Origin of the sequence: Gordonia aquimaris (genome assembly GCF_026262595.1) — a bacterium.
Classification (GTDB): Bacteria; Actinomycetota; Actinomycetes; order Mycobacteriales; family Mycobacteriaceae; genus Gordonia; species Gordonia tangerina.
Genome location: NZ_JAPKFM010000002.1, coordinates 110001 through 125932 on the forward strand (window position 1 = coordinate 110001; position 15932 = coordinate 125932).

The following is a 15932-nucleotide window of genomic DNA, read 5'->3' on the forward strand; positions in this document are numbered from 1 at the left end:
CCGACCTCGCGTTACGAAGAGTCCGTAATCCTGGTGGGAACTTCGGCCAGTATCGCCTCGGCGGACCGTAGGGTGAAGTCGCGCAACCACTCTGCAGGCCGGCCGCGGTCGGGGAGATGTCGTCGTACGGCCGCGTAGGGCAGGTCGACGAGTGCGAACGTGACCCGATCCATCACCTCGGCATCGGATGAGCCGAATCGTCGTCGAGCGTATGCTCGCACGACTTCGCGTGTGTGGTGATTATGCGTCCGGAGTTCGGCGGCGAGTGTATCGGGCCAGGAGCGCAACAGGTCCTGCTTGTCGTACTGCAGCAGCAGCGCGGACTCCCCGGGATGCGCGGCCGTCCAATCGAAACAGTGCGCGACCGCGGCTCGGGCGGCCTCGGTGGCATCGTCGCGCCGCAAGGCGGTGACGACGCCCTCCTGATATCGCGCGATGGAGCGTAGCCATAGCCGGGCCATCAGCTCGTCGCGGCTGGCGAAGCGGTGATAGACCGACCCCGACGGCGCCCCGATACGACGGGCGACGGCGGATGCCGTCGCCGCCGCTGGGCCGTCCTCGACGACCAGTTCGAGTGCGGCGTCGAGGATCTCGTCAATGCTGAAGCGCGGTTTTCGACCCACGGCCCCGGACCATGCTCGTTCCCTGCGCGGCGGCCACCGCACGCCGTGTCCCATCGTCGCCGATGATGCTGATGTCGCATCGCGCAACGGCTTTGGTTCGGCCCGCGTGGACAAGTGTCGCGTGGGCGACCAGTTCACGCCCGCCGCGGGCGGGGGAGAGGTACTCGATCGAGAAGCCGCTGGTGACGATGTCCGGACCGAGACCGAGCGCGGCGGCGTAGGTCAGTGCATTGTCGGCGAGGTAGCTCAGCACCCCGCCGTGGATGTAGCCGTACTGCTGACGCAGATCGTCGCGGACGTCGACTGCCAGTGTGACGCCATCGTCGCCGATGTGAGTCAGGCGTGCGCCGAGCATGCGACTGAACGGCTGGGCGTCAAGCACCGTACGTGCCAGATCCAGGTCAATCATTTATCAGAGACTGCTCTCTATTATTGTGTGTGTCAAGAGTGCTCCCGGATAGAATCCATCCGTGGATGGATTGACACGCCTATCCGCCGGGAGCAGGGTCGAACTGTGGTCAGGACGCTGAAGAACGACTGGTCGGGGCAAATCTTTCCGCACGCCGGCCGTCGCAAACCGCTCATCGGTGACCTGGGAGTCTCGAGCCCCAGACACCCCATCCTGGATTTGCTTGCGTGGGGCGCCGACCTCGGCCCCATCTTCGAGATGCGGATCTTTCGGCAGAACTTCGTGTTCGTGTCTAGTGCAGAGCTCGCCGCCGAGCTCTGCGATGAGACGCGGTTCTGCAAGGCGCTGCCACCGGCGATCACTGCCCTGCGGCAATACGCCGGCGACGGGCTGTTCACCGCCGAGAACGACGAACCCAACTGGCAACTGGCACACGAACTGCTGATGCCCGCGTTCACCAAGTCGGCGATGCAGTCGTATCACCCGATCATGCTGGCCACCGCCGATGAACTGTTCGCGTTCTGGGAACGGCAGGCCGGACCGGTGGACGTCACGCAGTCGATGACGAAACTGACCATGGAAACGCTGAGTCGTGCGGCGTTCAGCCACGACTTCGGGTCCTTCACCAGTCAGCAACCGCATCCGTTTGTCGGCGCCATGATCCGAGCATTGGAAACCGGGCGTCGCAAGGGTGGTCTGCTGACGGCGCCCGGAGGCGCGCTGCTCGGCAGGCTCATCGATCGGCGCAACGCGGGCCAGCAGGCGTATGTAGATAAGATGCTCGACGACCTCATCGCCGAACGTTCGGCATCTTCCGACGATCACGATCTGCTCGGCATCATGCTCAACACCTCTCACCCGGAGAGCGGGGAGCGACTGTCACCGTTGAACATTCGATATCAGATTCTGACTTTCCTGGTGGCCGGCCACGAAACCACCTCGGGTGCGTTGTCATTCACGCTGTACTACCTGTCGCGGAACCCGCATTGCCTGGCGAAGGCGCAACAGGAGGCCGACGAGATCCTCGGTGACGACTCGGACGCGGTGCCGACCTTCGAGCAGATTCCGAAGTTTCGCTACATACGCCGATGTCTGGATGAGGCACTGCGCATTTGGCCGACGGTGCCGGCCTTCGCCCGCAGCCCGCGGGGCGAGACCATGCTGGCCGACGCCTACCGGATGCGGCCGCAGGACTGGGCGATCATCGTGCTCGGCTTCGTTCACCGAGATCCGTCCGTCTGGGACGATCCGGATGTCTACGACCCGGATCGATTCCTCCCGGCCAACGTCAAGAAGCGTCCCGCGCACAGTTACAAACCGTTCGGTGCCGGGTTGCGGGCCTGTATCGGCCGCCAGTTCGCGCTGCATGAATCGGTACTGGTGCTCGCGCGCATCCTGCATCGATACGACCTCTCCGGTGACCCCGATTACGAACTCGCGGTGGACGAGCGACTCACCATGGTGCCCAAGGGGTTCGAACTCGATCTTGTGCCGCGACGTGCGCCCGCCCTGCTGCGGTGATCCGGCCGCCAGGTCACCAGAAGCGCCAGTGCGAGCAGGATCTCGGCGATGTCACCCCAGTAGTACATGAGCGTGCCACCGGCACGGATCTCTGCGGCCGGGGCGTCGATCGCGACAAACCATCCCGCGTAGAGCAGCTGTGCGATCACGGCGTGTCCGAAGATGGCCACACCGAGTACCACGAGCCGGGTCCGCACGCCGGGCCGGTGTGGCCCGGGGTCGGGTCCGGCGATCATCCAGGCGAACAGGTATCCGACCACGAAGAAATGCACGTGGATCGCGGAATGTACGAGGTTGTTCCGCTCTGAGAGACCGAAGAGGCCGGTGAAGTACAGCGCCGCGAGACCTCCGATGTTGGCTGTCAGCAACACGATCGGATGAGTCATCACACGCGCCGGTGTGGAGCGGAACAGTCGAGTGATCGCGGCGCCCACCGACGGCGGCACAGATCGCAGCAGCAAGGTCAACGGTGCAGACAACACCAGCGCCAGCGGGGCAAACATTCCGATGAGCAGGTGGCCGAGCATGTGGTCGGCGAACCCATCGGATGTCGCCGGCCGGGCGGCGACCAGCAGTAAGGCCAACCCGGTCAGAAATCCGACCGTGCGCCGATGATCCCAGCCGCGGTTCTCACTGTGGCGCCGCCGCGCAGCGAGAACATACGTGGTCCCGGCAAATGCCGCCAGCACCAGGACAGCGATGGTGCCGGTGGGAACTGCGGTCTCGGCGCCATGTGCCAGCGTGTTCATTGTCCTGCGAGTGAGTCGACGCCAGGAACCGGTCGAGCGGTGCGTTGCAGTAACCATCCGCCGACAACGAGTAGCGCGCCCAGGACCAGGAACCCGAGATCCCACAGCAGTTGGTGATCACCGCTGCGGACATGGTGAATCCGCAGGATGTGGTGGTCGATGACTCCCTCGACCAGGTTGAACATGCCCCAGCCGACCAGGACCCAACCCCACAGTGCCCGTGACGTCCACAGCCGGCGGCGGGCGTCGGTGACCCGGCTGTAGAGCAATGCCAGGCCGATGAGCACGGCGAGCCAGGTGAACGTGTGGAACAGCCCGTCCCACACCGTGTTGATCTGCAACCCGTGCACGGTGTCTGCCGAGTAGTAGTCCACACCGAGCCGATCGTCGTCGGTACCGGTCAGCATGTGGTGCCACTGCAAGAGTTGGTGCAGCAGGATGCCGTCGACGAATCCACCGAGACCGACGCCGAGGACCACGCCGGGTAGGGCAAGGCTGCGTGTCGATTGCTCGTGCGCTGCCGGGCCGGCTTCCGGGTCGCCGCGGGTCATGTTTCCTCGTCGAATCCCGGTGTGCGCTGTGCGGCCGCGACCGATCCGCCCGCCTCGTCGGCTGACTGCCCGCCACTCGTGGTGGTGCGACGATCGTCGGTGCCGTCTGGCTGTCGCTCGTCTTCGGCCACAGCGCCCGCCTCGGGTGTATCGCCGAAGTCGGGTTCCTCCTCGGCGAGGCGCTCATCCAGCGTTTCGCCTTCGCGCTGCTCGCGGGCGGTGACCCCGGTGCGGTCGGCGGCTGACCAGCCCTCGGGAGGATCCATGCCCTCCTCGAGCGGGTCGAGCTGCAGCCGGTCCTCATCGAGATCCTCGGCGTCGACCGCGGAGGCGAGTTCGGGGTTCACCGAATCGGCCGGGTCGGGAATGTGCGGTTGGTCGTGTTCTGCTGCCATCGGTACTCCTCTCATCGCTGCGATGAGGGGGATACCCGAACCGGCATGGCGCCAACCATGCCGACGCCGGCGGCTCGACCGCGGTCATTCCCCGGTGAAGACCGGCTTCTCCTTGTTGGCGAACGCGCGGGGACCGACCTTGGCGTCTTTGCTCTTGAACACCGAGATGCCCAGCTTGGATTCGATCTCGAAGGCGTCGAGTTCGTGCATGCCCTCGGTGTCACGCATGGTTTTGAGGATTGCCTGTACGGCGAGCGGGCCGTTGGCGGTGATGGCCTCGGCGATCTCGAGCGCCTTGTCCAGAGCCGATCCGTCGGGAACCGTGTAACCGATGAGGCCGTACTCCTTGGCCTCGGCTGCGGTGATGTGGCGTCCGGTCAGCAACAGGTCGGCGGCGATGGTGTACGGGATCTGCCGAGGCAGTCGCACCGCGCTGCCGCCGAGCGGGAACAGCCCCCATCGGGCTTCGGCCACACCGAACTTCGCGCTCTCGCCGGCCACCCGAATGTCGGTGCCCTGCAGGATCTCGGTACCGCCGGCTATGGCCGGGCCCTCGACCGCGGCGATCAGCGGCTTGGTGAGGCGCCGTCCCTTCAGCAATGCGGGCAGGCTCGCCGGGTTCCAGGTGCCCTGATCGGCGGTGTCCCCGGGGGAGTTCTTGTTCATCGCCTTGAGGTCCATGCCGGCGCAGAATGCGCCACCGGCGCCGGTCAGGATCGCCACGCGGATGTCGGGGTCGTCGTCGACCTGATCCCAGGCCTCGACCATGATCCGCATCATCTCCGCCGACAGTGCGTTCCGTGCCTGCGGACGGTTCATGGTCACGATCAGGACGTGGCCGCGCTTCTCGACGAGGCAGTCGGGAGCGTGGTCGGTGGCGGCTTGCGAACCGGCAACTGTGGTCATCGTCGTTCCTCGCGAATCGGTGCGGATTGCTGCTTGCTCAAAACGATAACACGTTCTAATTTTGAGCCATGGCCTACACGATTGCCGACCTCATCGAGCATGCCGTCGATTTGATGCCCGAGCGCATCGCCCTGGAATCCGGCGACCGCACTCGCACCTACGCAGATTTGGAGGCGCGCTCCAATGCGTTGGCCCACAAACTCCGCGAGCTCGGCGTGCAACCCGGCGACCGAGTGGGTCTGTACAGCCGTAACACCATCGAGGCGGTCGAGTCGATGGTCGCGATCTTCAAGGCCCGCGCGGTCATGGTGAACGTGAACTACCGCTACGTCGAGGCCGAGCTCGAACACATCTTTACCGACTCCGGGATGAAGGTCCTCATCCACGAGCGACAGTTCTGCGAGCGGGTGTGCAACACGTTGCCGAATTGTCCGTCGATCGAGCATCGGATCGCGATTGACGACGGCAGCGATGCTTCGTTGAGTTGCAGCGGTTACGAGGACACCATCCCCTACGACGATGCGATCGCGGAGTCGTCGACCGAGCGCGACTTCGAGAAGCGCACCAACGACGACCTGTACATGCTCTACACCGGTGGCACCACCGGAAAGCCCAAGGGTGTGGTGTGGCGGCAAGAAGACGTGTGGCGGGTCCTCGGAGGCGGGATCGACTGGTACACCAGCGAACCCGTGGCCGATGAGTGGAAGCTCGCGCAGGACGGCGCTGCGGGCGGGCAGCTGGTGCGCTACCCGATCCCGCCGTTCATCCACGGCGGGTCGCAGTGGGCCATCTTCCAATCACTGTTCGCAGGCGGAAAAGCGGTGGTGTACCCGGAGTTCAGCGGCAGCGCCGCCTGGGACATCGTCGAACGTCACGGCGTGAACGTCATCTTCATCACCGGCGACGCGATGGGTCGGCCGATGATCGAGGCGTTGGCGGAAAAGGACGAACACGATCTGTCCTCAGTTGTATCCATCGCGTCGTCGGCATGCCTGTTCTCGCCGACCATCAAGGATCAATTCGTCGACCGGTTCCCCAATGCGGTGATCGTCGACGCGATCGGGTCGTCGGAAACGGGTTTCGGAGGTCTGAGTGTGGTGGCCAAGGGCGCGCCACACAGCGGTGGACCACGCGTGAAGGCGGACAGCGAGACCCATGTGCTGCGTGAGGACGGCACTCCGGTGGAGGCCGGCAGCGGCGAGGTGGGTGTGTTGGCGAGGTCCGGGCACGTGCCGCTGCGCTACCACAACGATCCGGAGAAGTCGGCGAAGACCTTCAAGGAGTTCAACGGGATTCGGTATTCGCTGCCGGGTGACAACGCGCAGCTGGAGGCGGACGGCACCATCACCATGCTCGGGCGCGGCTCGGTGTCCATCAACACCGGCGGGGAGAAGGTCTTCCCCGAGGAGGTGGAGGGTGCGCTCAAGGCGCATCCCGACGTGTTCGACACGGTTGTCGTCGGCGTGACCGACGACCGGTGGGGGCAGCGGGTTGCCGCCGTCATCGCCACCCGTGACGGTGCCCGGCCCTCGATCGCCGACCTCAACGACGTGGTCCGCAAGGAACTCGCCGGCTACAAGTGCCCGCGCAGCGTCTGGTTCGTCGATCAGATCAAGCGTTCGCCCGCAGGCAAACCCGACTACCGGTGGGGTGCCGGCATCACCACCGAACGTCCCGCCGACGAGGCGCTGTAGCGCCGGAGATGAGCTGAGATGCGTACCGAACTCGCCGACCGTTTCGGCATCGAATACCCGATCTTCGGATTCACCCCGAGCCAGCATGTGGCCGCCGCGATCAGTCGCGCCGGTGGCATGGGAGTGCTGGGTTGTGTGCGCTTCAACGAGGCCGACGAACTCGACGAGGTCCTCGAGTGGATGCACGAGAACACCGACGGAAAACCCTTCGGTGTGGACATCGTGATGCCCGCGAAAATTCCCACCGAGGGCAGCCAGGTGGACCTGGACTCGATGATCCCGCCCGAGCACAAGGCGTTCGTGGAACGCACCCTCGATGACCTCGGTGTGCCACCGCTGCCCAACGGCGAACGGGTCAACGCCGGTGTGCTCGGCTGGCTACATTCCGTCGCGCGATCCCACGTGGACGTCGCGATGGAGCACACGCGAAAGTACGGGCAGATCAAGCTGATCGCCAACGCCCTGGGGTCCCCGCCGGAAGACGTCATCGCGACATCCCATGACAACGGCCTGCTCGTCGCGGCGCTCGCGGGGGCGAAGGAACACGCGCTGCACCATGTGGAGGCCGGGGTCGACATCGTGATCGCCCAGGGCTATGAAGGCGGTGGCCACACAGGCGAGGTCACCTCGATGATTCTCTGGCCCGAACTCGTTGACGCGTTGGGTGACGCGGCGCCGGTGCTGGCTGCCGGCGGTGTCGGTAGTGGCCGGCAGATCGCCGCGGCGATCGCGTTGGGCGCGCAAGGCGTGTGGATGGGCACCTACTGGCTGACCGCCGCCGAATACAAGCTCGGCATGGCCCCGGACGCTGACGGGCCGTCGACGGTGCAGAAGGCGCTGCTGAAGGCGACGTCGCGGGATACCGTGCGTCGCCGCATCTACTCCGGCAAACCCGCCAGGTTGCTGAAGACGAAGTGGACAGACGCCTGGGACGCCGACGGCGCGCCGGACGCGCTGCCCATGCCCTTGCAGAATCTGCTCGTCAGCGAGGCGCACGCGCGGATCTCGGCCGCCGACGATCCGGAGGTGGTGGCGATGCCGGCCGGTCAGATCGTGGGACGTTGCAACGAGATCACCCCGGTCGCCGCACTCATCGAGGATCTGGTTACCGAGTATGAGCAGGCGGTGGCGCGAATGAACACGACGTTGTCGACGCCGGTGAGCTGAACGTCCGTTTCGTCCGTGGGTGGATCGGCTATCTGTAGCGTTGTGCAACCGAAGGCCGATAAGCCTCACCCCGAGCGAAACGGACACCGATGACCCACCATCAGGCCAAGCAGACCGTCGACCGCGTCACCGACAGCCCGTGGTTCGAGCGGGCAGCGCGCGCCGGTTACCTCGTGACCGGTCTGCTTCACCTGCTCATCGCCTACATCGTGATGCGCATCGCCTTCGGTGGAGGCGGCAGCGCCGACCAATCTGGGGCGTTGGCGGTCTTCGCAGGTGAGCCCGGCGGGCAGGTGGTGCTCTGGGTGGCTGCGGTGGCCTTTGCCGCGCTGGCATTGTGGCGACTGGCCGAGGCGATCCTCGGTGGCAAGGCCAACGACCCGGATTCGTCGGACGGCGGTCTGAGCGAGTGGTTCGACCGCGGAAAGGCGCTGGCGCTGTTCGTCCTGTACCTGGGCCTGGCATGGTCGGCGATCAACTTCGCGACGGGCGGCGGGCAGTCCAGTGGGCAGCAAAATGCGGGCATGAGCGCGCGACTGATGCAGCACACCGGCGGCAAGGTGGTCCTGGTGATCGTCGGCCTGATTGTCATCGGCGTGGGCGCATACTTCATCTACAAGGGAGTCACCAAGAACTTCCTCGACGATCTCCGTCGTGGTGGTGGAACCGCGGTGACGACGACGGGGGTCATCGGGTACACGGCCAAGGGGGCGGTGATCGCCGGCGCGGGAATACTGGTGATCGTCGCAGCACTCCGGGCCGATCCGTCGAAGGCTGCCGGCATCGATGCGGCGATCAAGACCCTGGCGGGCCTGCCCGCGGGCCAGATCCTGTTGATCCTCGCCGCCGTTGGCCTGGCCGCGTACGGGGTGTATTGCTTCGTCATGTCGCGTTGGGCCCGGATGTGATGGTCACGCTGTATCCGGCTGCAGGTTCAGCGAGCAGCGGCGGCAATCATTGCGGTGCCGACACTGTGGCGCCGCAGAGATTTCGTCGTCCTACGGCGAGGCGTCAGCGGTGACCGCGTACCTCCCGCCATGTCGAACCCAGGTGGGCGGGCCGGCTGATTCCCGGAGTTGACGTTTGACCGTCTTGAAGGTGGCCGTGTCCGGTAGTTCGCGGGTCAGGCGCACGCGGTGCGGCCACTGTTTGGGTCCGAGATCGCTCTGGCGGCTCAGGAAGTCGGTGAATTCGTCGGCGTCGAGGCTCCGGTCGACCACCAGCACCGCCTCGATCTCGTCGCCGATCTCCACCGCCACGCCGTATACCGCTACCTGACGAACCATCGGATGCCTCAGTAGGATTCGTTCGATCGGTCCGGTGCCCAGGTTCTCGCCGTCGACGCGCAGCCAGTCGCCGAGCCGCCCGGCGAAGTGTAGGTAGCCGGCTTCATCGACCCAGGCGAGGTCTCCGGTGTGATAGACGCCGCCGCGCATCCGGTCGGCGGATGCGTCCGGATCGTTGTAATAGCCGCTGAACAGGCCTGGGCCCGAGGAATTCACGATCTCACCGACCTCGCCGACGGGTACCGGATCGCCGGATTCTGGGTCGACGACGGCAGTCGGCGCCCGCAGCGGACCCAACGCGTCCGGGGGAGTGTCGGGCGTGCGGGTGATGGCGACTCCACCCTCGGTGGAGCCGAATCCGTCGACGACCCGACATCCGAATCGGTCGGCGAAGCAGGCGCGGTCGGCTGCTGATGCCTCGTTGCCGTACATGATGCGAAGCGTGTTGTCGGCGTCGTCGGATCGTTCGTCGGTGGCGAGAATGTAATTGAGCGGCTTGCCGACATAGTTCGCGAAGGTGACGCCATATCGTCGGACATCGCGCAGGAAACCACTGGCGGAGAAGCGATTGCGCAGCGCGATCGACGCGCCACCGGCGAGGGCCACCGACCAGCCGGCGATGACCGCGTTCGAATGGAACATCGGCATCGACAGATAGATGACATCGTCTCGGCCGATGTCGAAACGGTCGGCGAGCATTCGGCCACTCTCGGCGAACTTCCGCTGGGTGCACCGAACGGCCTTTGGATCGCCGGTTGTCCCGGATGTGAAGATGAGCATCATCATGTCGTCGGGTGCGGGGGTCTCGACGTCGCCTGGGTCAACCCGGCGGTTGGCCTCTCCGCCGAACCGGCGGTGCGGGTCGTCGATGACCGGGATCCCCACGTCGACGCCGTCGAGGAGGTGGCGGCTTGCGCTGTCGGTCACCACGATCTGGCAGTCGGCACGAGCGATGTCGGCGGCCAGGGACTCGCCGCGGCGAGTCGTGTTGAGACCTACCAGTACGAAGGAACCCAGCGCGGCGGCGCCGAGGAGAACACTGAACTCGGGGGTGTTCTCCATCAATACCCCGACGTGCGGGGGTGCGTCGTGCGGCAACAACTCGCGCACCGCAGTTCCCCACGACCGTGATGCGGCGACATGGTCTCGCCAGGACATGAACCCGTCGTCGTGGTGCAGGCCGCGGTCGTCGACGTCGTCGACCGCGTGGAGCAGGTCGGCGAGGGTCACGCCGGGGTGGCGGCCAGGTCGGCGCCGATCGCGGCAAGCACCACCGGTGCCGAACCGAGGGTGAACTCGTTCTGCTTGGCGCGTAGGAAGTACCGATGTACCGGATGGCTGGTATCCAGGCCGACGCCGCCATGCACGTGCACGGTGGTGTGCGCGATCCGATGTCCGGCTTCGGCGGCCCAGAACTTGGCGGTCGAGATGGCGGTGCGCAGATCGGTCTCGCTGCCGGTGGGGGCGTCGGAATGGAAGTTGGCGAGCATCCACGCCGCCTGGATGGTGGTCAGCGACAACCCTTGGGCATCGATGTAGCCGTCGGCGAGCCGCTGGGCGACTGCCTGGAACGAGCCGATCGCGCGACCGAATTGTTCGCGTTCCCGGGCGTATTCGGCGGTGAGTTCCAGGGCGCGGGAGATGATGCCGGACTGTTCGGCGCAGACGGCCAAGGTCAGGCGTTCGGCGACATCACGTACGGCGGCCACCCCACCCTCGAGTACCCATGCGGTGTCGACGACTGCTTCGGTGAAGTCGACCTGACCGGTGGGGATCTTGCCGGTGGACGACTCGGCGCGGACGGTGACACCGGCTGTCTCGCGGGGCACAAGCACCGCCAGCGGTCCGTCGGGCCCGGCCGCGTTGACCACGAAGACGTGCGCGGCCTCGGCGTAGGGCACGTTGATCTTGGTGCCGGTGATCGTGATGCGTGCGTCGTCGACCACCGCGGTGGCCGTGGGTGCGGCCACGTCGACGCCGAGATCCTCCTCGAAGGCAACCGTGAGGATCTGTTCGCCACCGGCTGCCGGGCCGATCACCGAATCACGCAGCGCCCGAGAGCCGCGGTTGGCAGCCACCGGTAGGGCGGCGCAGGCGTGCGCGGCAAAAGGCACCTGCGCGATCGCGCGGCCGAGTTCCTCGGCGACGACGGTGTTCTCGATGGCGCTCAGGTCGCCGCCGCGTTCGCCCGCCAGCGAGGATGCGACCTCGAGGCCGAGCAACCCGGCCGCGCCGAGCTCGCGCCAGAGCTCGGCGTCGACCGGGGCGCCGGATTCCTCCAGCGTGGCGACCCGTTCGGGGGTGCTGATCGTGGTGACGATGTCGCGAGTGAGTCCGCGGACGTCGTCGGCGGTCTCGGGGTAGGTGAAGTCCATGGTGGGGGCCTTCTTTCGGGAGGGTGAGTTCAGCGCCGAGCGGCGGGGAGGCCCAGGGCGAGCATCCCGATGATGTCGCGCTGGATCTCGTTGGTGCCGCCGCCGAAGGTGAGGATGAGCGAGGTGCGCTGGAAGCGTTCGAGGCGGCCGTTGAGGTGAGCGCCCGCGGACCCCTGACGCAGGGTGGCCGCGGGCCCGACCACCTCCATCAGCAGTCGATAGGCCTCGGTGGCGAACTCGGTGCCGAACACCTTGGTCGCCGACGCGTCGGCGGGACTCGGCGACCCGCCGGAGGCGGCGATGGAGGCGATCTTCCAGTTGATGAGCTTGAGGAACTCCACCTTGGCGTGCACCCGCGCGAGGTTGGTCTGCACCCACGGCGAGTCGATCACGCGCTGACCGTCGCCGGTCTTGGTGTGCTGAGCCCACTCGATGGTCTCGCGTAGCGCGGTCTGGATCGGTGCGGCGCTACACAACGCGACACGTTCGTGGTTGAGCTGGTTGGTCACGAGCGGCCAGCCGCCGCCCTCGTCGCCGACGCGGGCGCTCGTGGGCACCCGCACGTCCTGGTAGTACGTGGCGCTGGTGTCCACGCCCGACATCGTGTGCACCGGCGTGTAGCTGAACCCCTCGGCGGTGGTGGGGACGATGATCATCGAGATCCCCTTGTGTTTCTTTCCGCCGGGCTCCAGGGTGGCGGGATCGGTGCGGCAGGCCAGCCAGATGTAGTCGGCGTAGGGGACCAGACTCGTCCACATCTTCTGTCCGTTGATGACGTAGTCATCACCATCACGGATCGCCGTCGTACGCAGCGCGGCGAGGTCAGTGCCCGCGCCTGGCTCCGAATAGCCGATGGAGAAGTGCAGCTGACCTGCGGCGATCTTCGGCAGGAAGAATGCCTTCTGCTCCTCGGTGCCGTAGTGCATGATGGTCGGCGCCACCGAGTTGATGGTCAGGAAGGGCACCGGCGCACCAGCGATCGCGGCCTCGTCGGTGAAGATCAGTTGATCCATCATCGAGCGGTTCTGCCCGCCGTACTCGGTGGGCCATCCCAGCGCGAGCCAGCCGTCGGCGCCCATCTGGGCGACCACGTCGCGATAGGCGTCGCCCTCACCGAGTTCACCGCCGTCGCCCCCGCTGAGCGCGGCGCGGCGTTCGTCGGTCATCAATCCGGCAAAATATGACCGGAGCTCCCGGCGGAGGTCGGCCTGTTGATCGGTGTAGGCGATACGCATCGGGGTCTCCGTGTCATAGTGGACAGCCGTGTGGCGGCGGGCACATGCTCGCCAACTTCTGAAACACGTTCTAACCTGTAGATCACAACCCGTCAACCAGACGAAGAGTCGGGAGAAGGAGTTCAGTATGCGAATCAAGGCAGATTTCGACCTGTGTGAGTCCAACGCCGTGTGTGTGGGTATGGCGCCGGACGTCTTCGATCTCGATGACAACGACTACCTGGTGATTCTCAAGGAAGAAGTCACGCCCGAGCGTGAGGAGGAGATGCGCCAGGTGGTGGCCAGCTGCCCCAAGTCCGCACTGTCGCTCGAATGAGTTCGGCTGGGCAATTCTGACCAACCGGTTCCGGTTGCCACGCGTTCGTGCTAGAACAGGTTCTAGTTTAAGAAACCTTTGGGGAAAGGGTGAGGCGTGAGCCGGTCGTTGGACGGACGTGTGGCGGTGGTGACGGGTGCCGGTGGCGGACTCGGGCGCGCGGAGGCCATCGGCCTCGCCGCCGAGGGGGCGACGGTGATCGTCAACGATCTCGCCGCGTCGCTGGACGCCAGCGACGTGATCGACGTGATCGGCTCTGCCGGTGGACGCGCGGTTCCGGTGACCGGTGACATCGCCGACTCGGCGACCGCCACCGAGATCATGCGCACCGCCACCGGTGACCTCGGCGGTCTCGACATCGTCATGAGCAACGCGGGCATCACTCGCGACAAGATGCTCTTCAACATGACCGACGACGAGTGGGACCTGGTGATCCGGGTGCACCTGCGGGGGCATTTCCTGCTCAACCGCAACGCCGCAAGCCACTGGCGCAGCGCCTCCAAGGCGTCCGGTGCGCCGGTCTACGGTCGGCTGATCAACACCGCATCCGAGGCCGGTCTGCTCGGCCCGGGCGGGCAGGCGAACTACGCCGCCGCCAAGTCCGGCATCATCGCGCTGACCGTCTCCGCCTCGCGGGCATTGGCCCGCTACGGGGTCACGGCCAACGCCATCTGCCCGCGCGCCCGGACGTCGATGACGTCGGATGTGTTCGGCGACGCCCCGGCCGACGGGGTCGACCCACTCGGACCCGAGCACGTCGTCACCTTGGTGAAATATCTGGCCGGGCCCGACGCCGCCAACATCAGCGGGCAGGTCTTCGTCGTCTATGGCGGCAAGGTGATGTTGATGGCCGCCCCGACGGTCGAGGAGACCTTCAGCGCGGTCGGTGATGCGTGGGATGACGCCGACCTGACCAAGACTCTGACCAGCTACTTTTCCGGTCGAGACGCGGCACGGTCGTTCTCGGCGAGTGAACTGGTCGACTGACCAATTATCTCGCGCAGTGCGTGATAGGTTCGCGGTGTTCGACGGGGCGGGCACTTTCGGCGGGTAGCAACCCGGGGGGATAGGAGTGTTGGTGTTCGAGAAGCTCGCGACGCCCATGGCAGGCGTTGGAGACTTCGTCGCGCTGGGGGTGGAATCGTCTCGGGAGCTGCTACGGCGTCCGTTCCAGTGGCGTGAGACGGTCGAGCAGTCCTGGGCCATCGCGCGGGTCTCGATGGTGCCGACGCTGCTGGTCGCCATCCCGTTCACGGTGCTCGTCAGCTTCACCCTGAACATTCTCCTGCGCGAGATCGGCGCCCAGGACTTGTCGGGGGCAGGTGCCGCCTTGGGCACCATCACCCAGATCGGACCGATCGTCACCGTGCTCATCGTCGCCGGTGCCGGTGCCACCGCGATCTGCGCCGACCTCGGCGCGCGCACGATCCGTGAAGAGATCGACGCGATGAAGGTGCTCGGCATCAACCCGATCCACCGACTCGTCGTCCCGCGCATCATCGCCTCGACCGGCGTCGCGATCCTGCTCAACAGTCTGGTCTGCACCATCGGCATCGGCGGCGGGTTCATGTTCTCGGTGTTCCTGCAGGATGTGAACCCGGGTGCGTTCATCGCGAACCTGACGTTGCTCACGGGCTTCGGTGAACTGATGATCTCGATGGTGAAGGCCGCGCTGTTCGGTCTGTTCGCCGGGATGGTCGGCTGCTATCAGGGCCTCAACGTCAAAGGCGGCGCCAAGGGGGTGGGCGACGCGGTCAACGAGACCGTCGTTTATTCGTTCATGGCGCTGTTCGTGGTGAACGTGGTGGTCACCGCGGTCGGTCTCAAGGCGACGGCGGGCTGAGCGATGGTTCTTCCGTTCACCACCCGCCTGCGCAGTGCCCGCGTTGCGGTCAAACGCGCCGGCGAGGACTGGGACCAGATCGGCGATCAGGCACTGTTCTACTGGGACAGCATCATCGCGATCCCGCGCGCGCTCAAGCAGTACAAGAAGGAGACATTGCGGCTGATTGCCGAGATCTCCATGGGCACCGGCGCGCTGGCGATGATCGGCGGCACCGTGGTGGTGGTCGGCTTCTTGACGCTGTTCACCGGCGGCACCATCGCCGTGCAGGGCTACAGTTCGCTGGCCAACATCGGCGTCGAGGCGCTCACCGGCTTCTTCTCCGCGTTCATCAACGTCCGCATCGCGGTGCCGGTGATCGCTGGTATCGCCCTGGCCGCCACCATCGGCGCCGGCGCGACCGCGCAGCTCGGCGCGATGCGGGTCAGTGAAGAGATCGACGCGCTCGAGACGATGGCGATCTCGTCCATCCCATACCTGGTCAGCACCCGGATCGTGGCGGGGCTGATCGCGATCATCCCGTTGTACTCATTGGCCTCGCTGGCGTCGTTTCTGGCCAGCCGGTTCGCGACGGTGTTCCTCTACGGTCAGTCGCCCGGCGTCTACGACCACTACTTCAACACCTTTCTGATCCCGTCGGACATCCTGTGGTCGTTCGTGCAGGCCATCTGCATGGCGGTCGCGGTGATGCTCATCCACACCTATTACGGCTACAACGCGTCGGGCGGCCCGGTGGGTGTGGGTGTGGCGGTCGGCAACGCCGTGCGCGCCTCGCTGGTCGTGGTCGTGGTGATCACCCTGCTCACCTCGCTCGCCATCTACGGCGTCGACGGCAAGTTCAACCTGGCGGGATAGGGCCGAA

The 15932-nt window shown here is 65.8% G+C and carries 17 protein-coding genes; 8 read left to right on the top strand and 9 right to left on the bottom strand.

The window, feature by feature from the left end:
- Positions 1 to 11: 11 nt before the first annotated feature.
- Positions 12 to 623 (bottom strand): TetR/AcrR family transcriptional regulator, encoded by a 612-nt coding sequence (locus OSB52_RS02405; RefSeq protein ID WP_266059991.1) that lies wholly within the window; start codon positions 621 to 623, stop codon positions 12 to 14.
- Entirely contained in the window at positions 595 to 1032 is a 438-nt protein-coding gene (locus OSB52_RS02410; protein ID WP_266059992.1) for a PaaI family thioesterase, read from the bottom strand. Before OSB52_RS02410 ends, OSB52_RS02405 begins: the two co-directional genes overlap by 29 nt.
- 105 nt (positions 1033 to 1137) lie before the next feature.
- Here OSB52_RS02410 and OSB52_RS02415 point away from each other — a divergent pair, with 105 nt between their 5' ends.
- Positions 1138 to 2553 carry a cytochrome P450 gene (locus tag OSB52_RS02415; RefSeq protein ID WP_266059993.1) on the top strand — a complete coding sequence of 472 codons (1416 nt, stop codon included), beginning with the start codon at positions 1138 to 1140 and terminating at the stop codon, positions 2551 to 2553.
- On the opposite strand, the gene OSB52_RS02420 is transcribed toward OSB52_RS02415, so the two are convergent.
- From OSB52_RS02420 to OSB52_RS02435, 4 genes are all read right to left on the bottom strand, one after another.
- On the bottom strand, positions 2460 to 3302 hold the full coding sequence (locus OSB52_RS02420) for a cytochrome c oxidase assembly protein (protein WP_235726064.1): 843 nt from the start codon (positions 3300 to 3302) through the stop codon (positions 2460 to 2462). The two genes, OSB52_RS02415 and OSB52_RS02420, sit on opposite strands and share 94 nt — an antisense overlap.
- Positions 3299 to 3853, bottom strand: a complete 555-nt coding sequence (locus OSB52_RS02425) for a DUF2243 domain-containing protein (RefSeq protein WP_235726065.1) — start codon at positions 3851 to 3853, stop codon at positions 3299 to 3301. Before OSB52_RS02425 ends, OSB52_RS02420 begins: the two co-directional genes overlap by 4 nt.
- Positions 3850 to 4248 (bottom strand): hypothetical protein, encoded by a 399-nt coding sequence (locus OSB52_RS02430; RefSeq protein ID WP_235726066.1) that lies wholly within the window; start codon positions 4246 to 4248, stop codon positions 3850 to 3852. Before OSB52_RS02430 ends, OSB52_RS02425 begins: the two co-directional genes overlap by 4 nt.
- Before the next feature lie 84 nt (positions 4249 to 4332).
- Complete coding sequence (locus OSB52_RS02435) at positions 4333 to 5154, bottom strand: crotonase/enoyl-CoA hydratase family protein (RefSeq protein WP_235726067.1); 822 nt, start codon at positions 5152 to 5154, stop codon at positions 4333 to 4335.
- Positions 5155 to 5222: 68 nt separating this feature from the next.
- On the opposite strand from OSB52_RS02435, the gene OSB52_RS02440 reads away from it, so the two are divergent.
- The 3 genes from OSB52_RS02440 (at position 5223) to OSB52_RS02450 (ending at position 8923) form a co-directional block, all read left to right on the top strand.
- Positions 5223 to 6848: an acyl-CoA synthetase gene (locus OSB52_RS02440; RefSeq protein ID WP_266059996.1), complete on the top strand. Its 1626-nt coding sequence runs from the start codon at positions 5223 to 5225 to the stop codon at positions 6846 to 6848.
- Between the two features lie 18 nt (positions 6849 to 6866).
- A complete protein-coding gene (locus OSB52_RS02445) occupies positions 6867 to 8015 on the top strand; it encodes an NAD(P)H-dependent flavin oxidoreductase (RefSeq protein ID WP_266059997.1) in 1149 nt (382 codons plus the stop codon).
- Between the two features lie 89 nt (positions 8016 to 8104).
- The gene (locus tag OSB52_RS02450; protein WP_235726070.1) at positions 8105 to 8923 is read left to right on the top strand and encodes a DUF1206 domain-containing protein; all 819 of its coding nucleotides are present in this window, start codon (positions 8105 to 8107) and stop codon (positions 8921 to 8923) included.
- A gap of 90 nt (positions 8924 to 9013) precedes the next feature.
- On the opposite strand, the gene OSB52_RS02455 is transcribed toward OSB52_RS02450, so the two are convergent.
- From OSB52_RS02455 to OSB52_RS02465, 3 genes are read right to left on the bottom strand one after another with little or no spacing between them, the layout of a single operon-like run.
- Positions 9014 to 10531, bottom strand: coding sequence for a long-chain-fatty-acid--CoA ligase (locus tag OSB52_RS02455; RefSeq protein ID WP_266059999.1), 1518 nt, complete (start codon positions 10529 to 10531; stop codon positions 9014 to 9016).
- Positions 10528 to 11676, bottom strand: a complete 1149-nt coding sequence (locus tag OSB52_RS02460) for an acyl-CoA dehydrogenase family protein (RefSeq protein WP_235726072.1) — start codon at positions 11674 to 11676, stop codon at positions 10528 to 10530. The genes OSB52_RS02455 and OSB52_RS02460 overlap by 4 nt, the downstream gene beginning before the upstream one ends.
- Positions 11677 to 11705: 29 nt before the next feature.
- Positions 11706 to 12911 carry an acyl-CoA dehydrogenase family protein gene (locus OSB52_RS02465; protein ID WP_266060001.1) on the bottom strand — a complete coding sequence of 402 codons (1206 nt, stop codon included), beginning with the start codon at positions 12909 to 12911 and terminating at the stop codon, positions 11706 to 11708.
- A gap of 127 nt (positions 12912 to 13038) precedes the next feature.
- On the opposite strand from OSB52_RS02465, the gene OSB52_RS02470 reads away from it, so the two are divergent.
- The 4 genes from OSB52_RS02470 to OSB52_RS02485 all read left to right on the top strand — a co-directional run bounded on the left by OSB52_RS02470 (position 13039) and on the right by OSB52_RS02485 (position 15925).
- Complete coding sequence (locus OSB52_RS02470; protein ID WP_266060003.1) at positions 13039 to 13227, top strand: ferredoxin; 189 nt, start codon at positions 13039 to 13041, stop codon at positions 13225 to 13227.
- 96 nt (positions 13228 to 13323) lie between these two features.
- Positions 13324 to 14214, top strand: coding sequence for a 3-oxoacyl-ACP reductase (locus OSB52_RS02475; protein ID WP_266060004.1), 891 nt, complete (start codon positions 13324 to 13326; stop codon positions 14212 to 14214).
- A 115-nt stretch (positions 14215 to 14329) separates the two neighbouring features.
- Positions 14330 to 15070 (top strand): MlaE family ABC transporter permease, encoded by a 741-nt coding sequence (locus tag OSB52_RS02480; protein ID WP_268900602.1) that lies wholly within the window; start codon positions 14330 to 14332, stop codon positions 15068 to 15070.
- Between the two features lie 3 nt (positions 15071 to 15073).
- Positions 15074 to 15925 (top strand): MlaE family ABC transporter permease, encoded by an 852-nt coding sequence (locus tag OSB52_RS02485; protein ID WP_266060005.1) that lies wholly within the window; start codon positions 15074 to 15076, stop codon positions 15923 to 15925.
- Positions 15926 to 15932 lie beyond the last annotated feature (7 nt).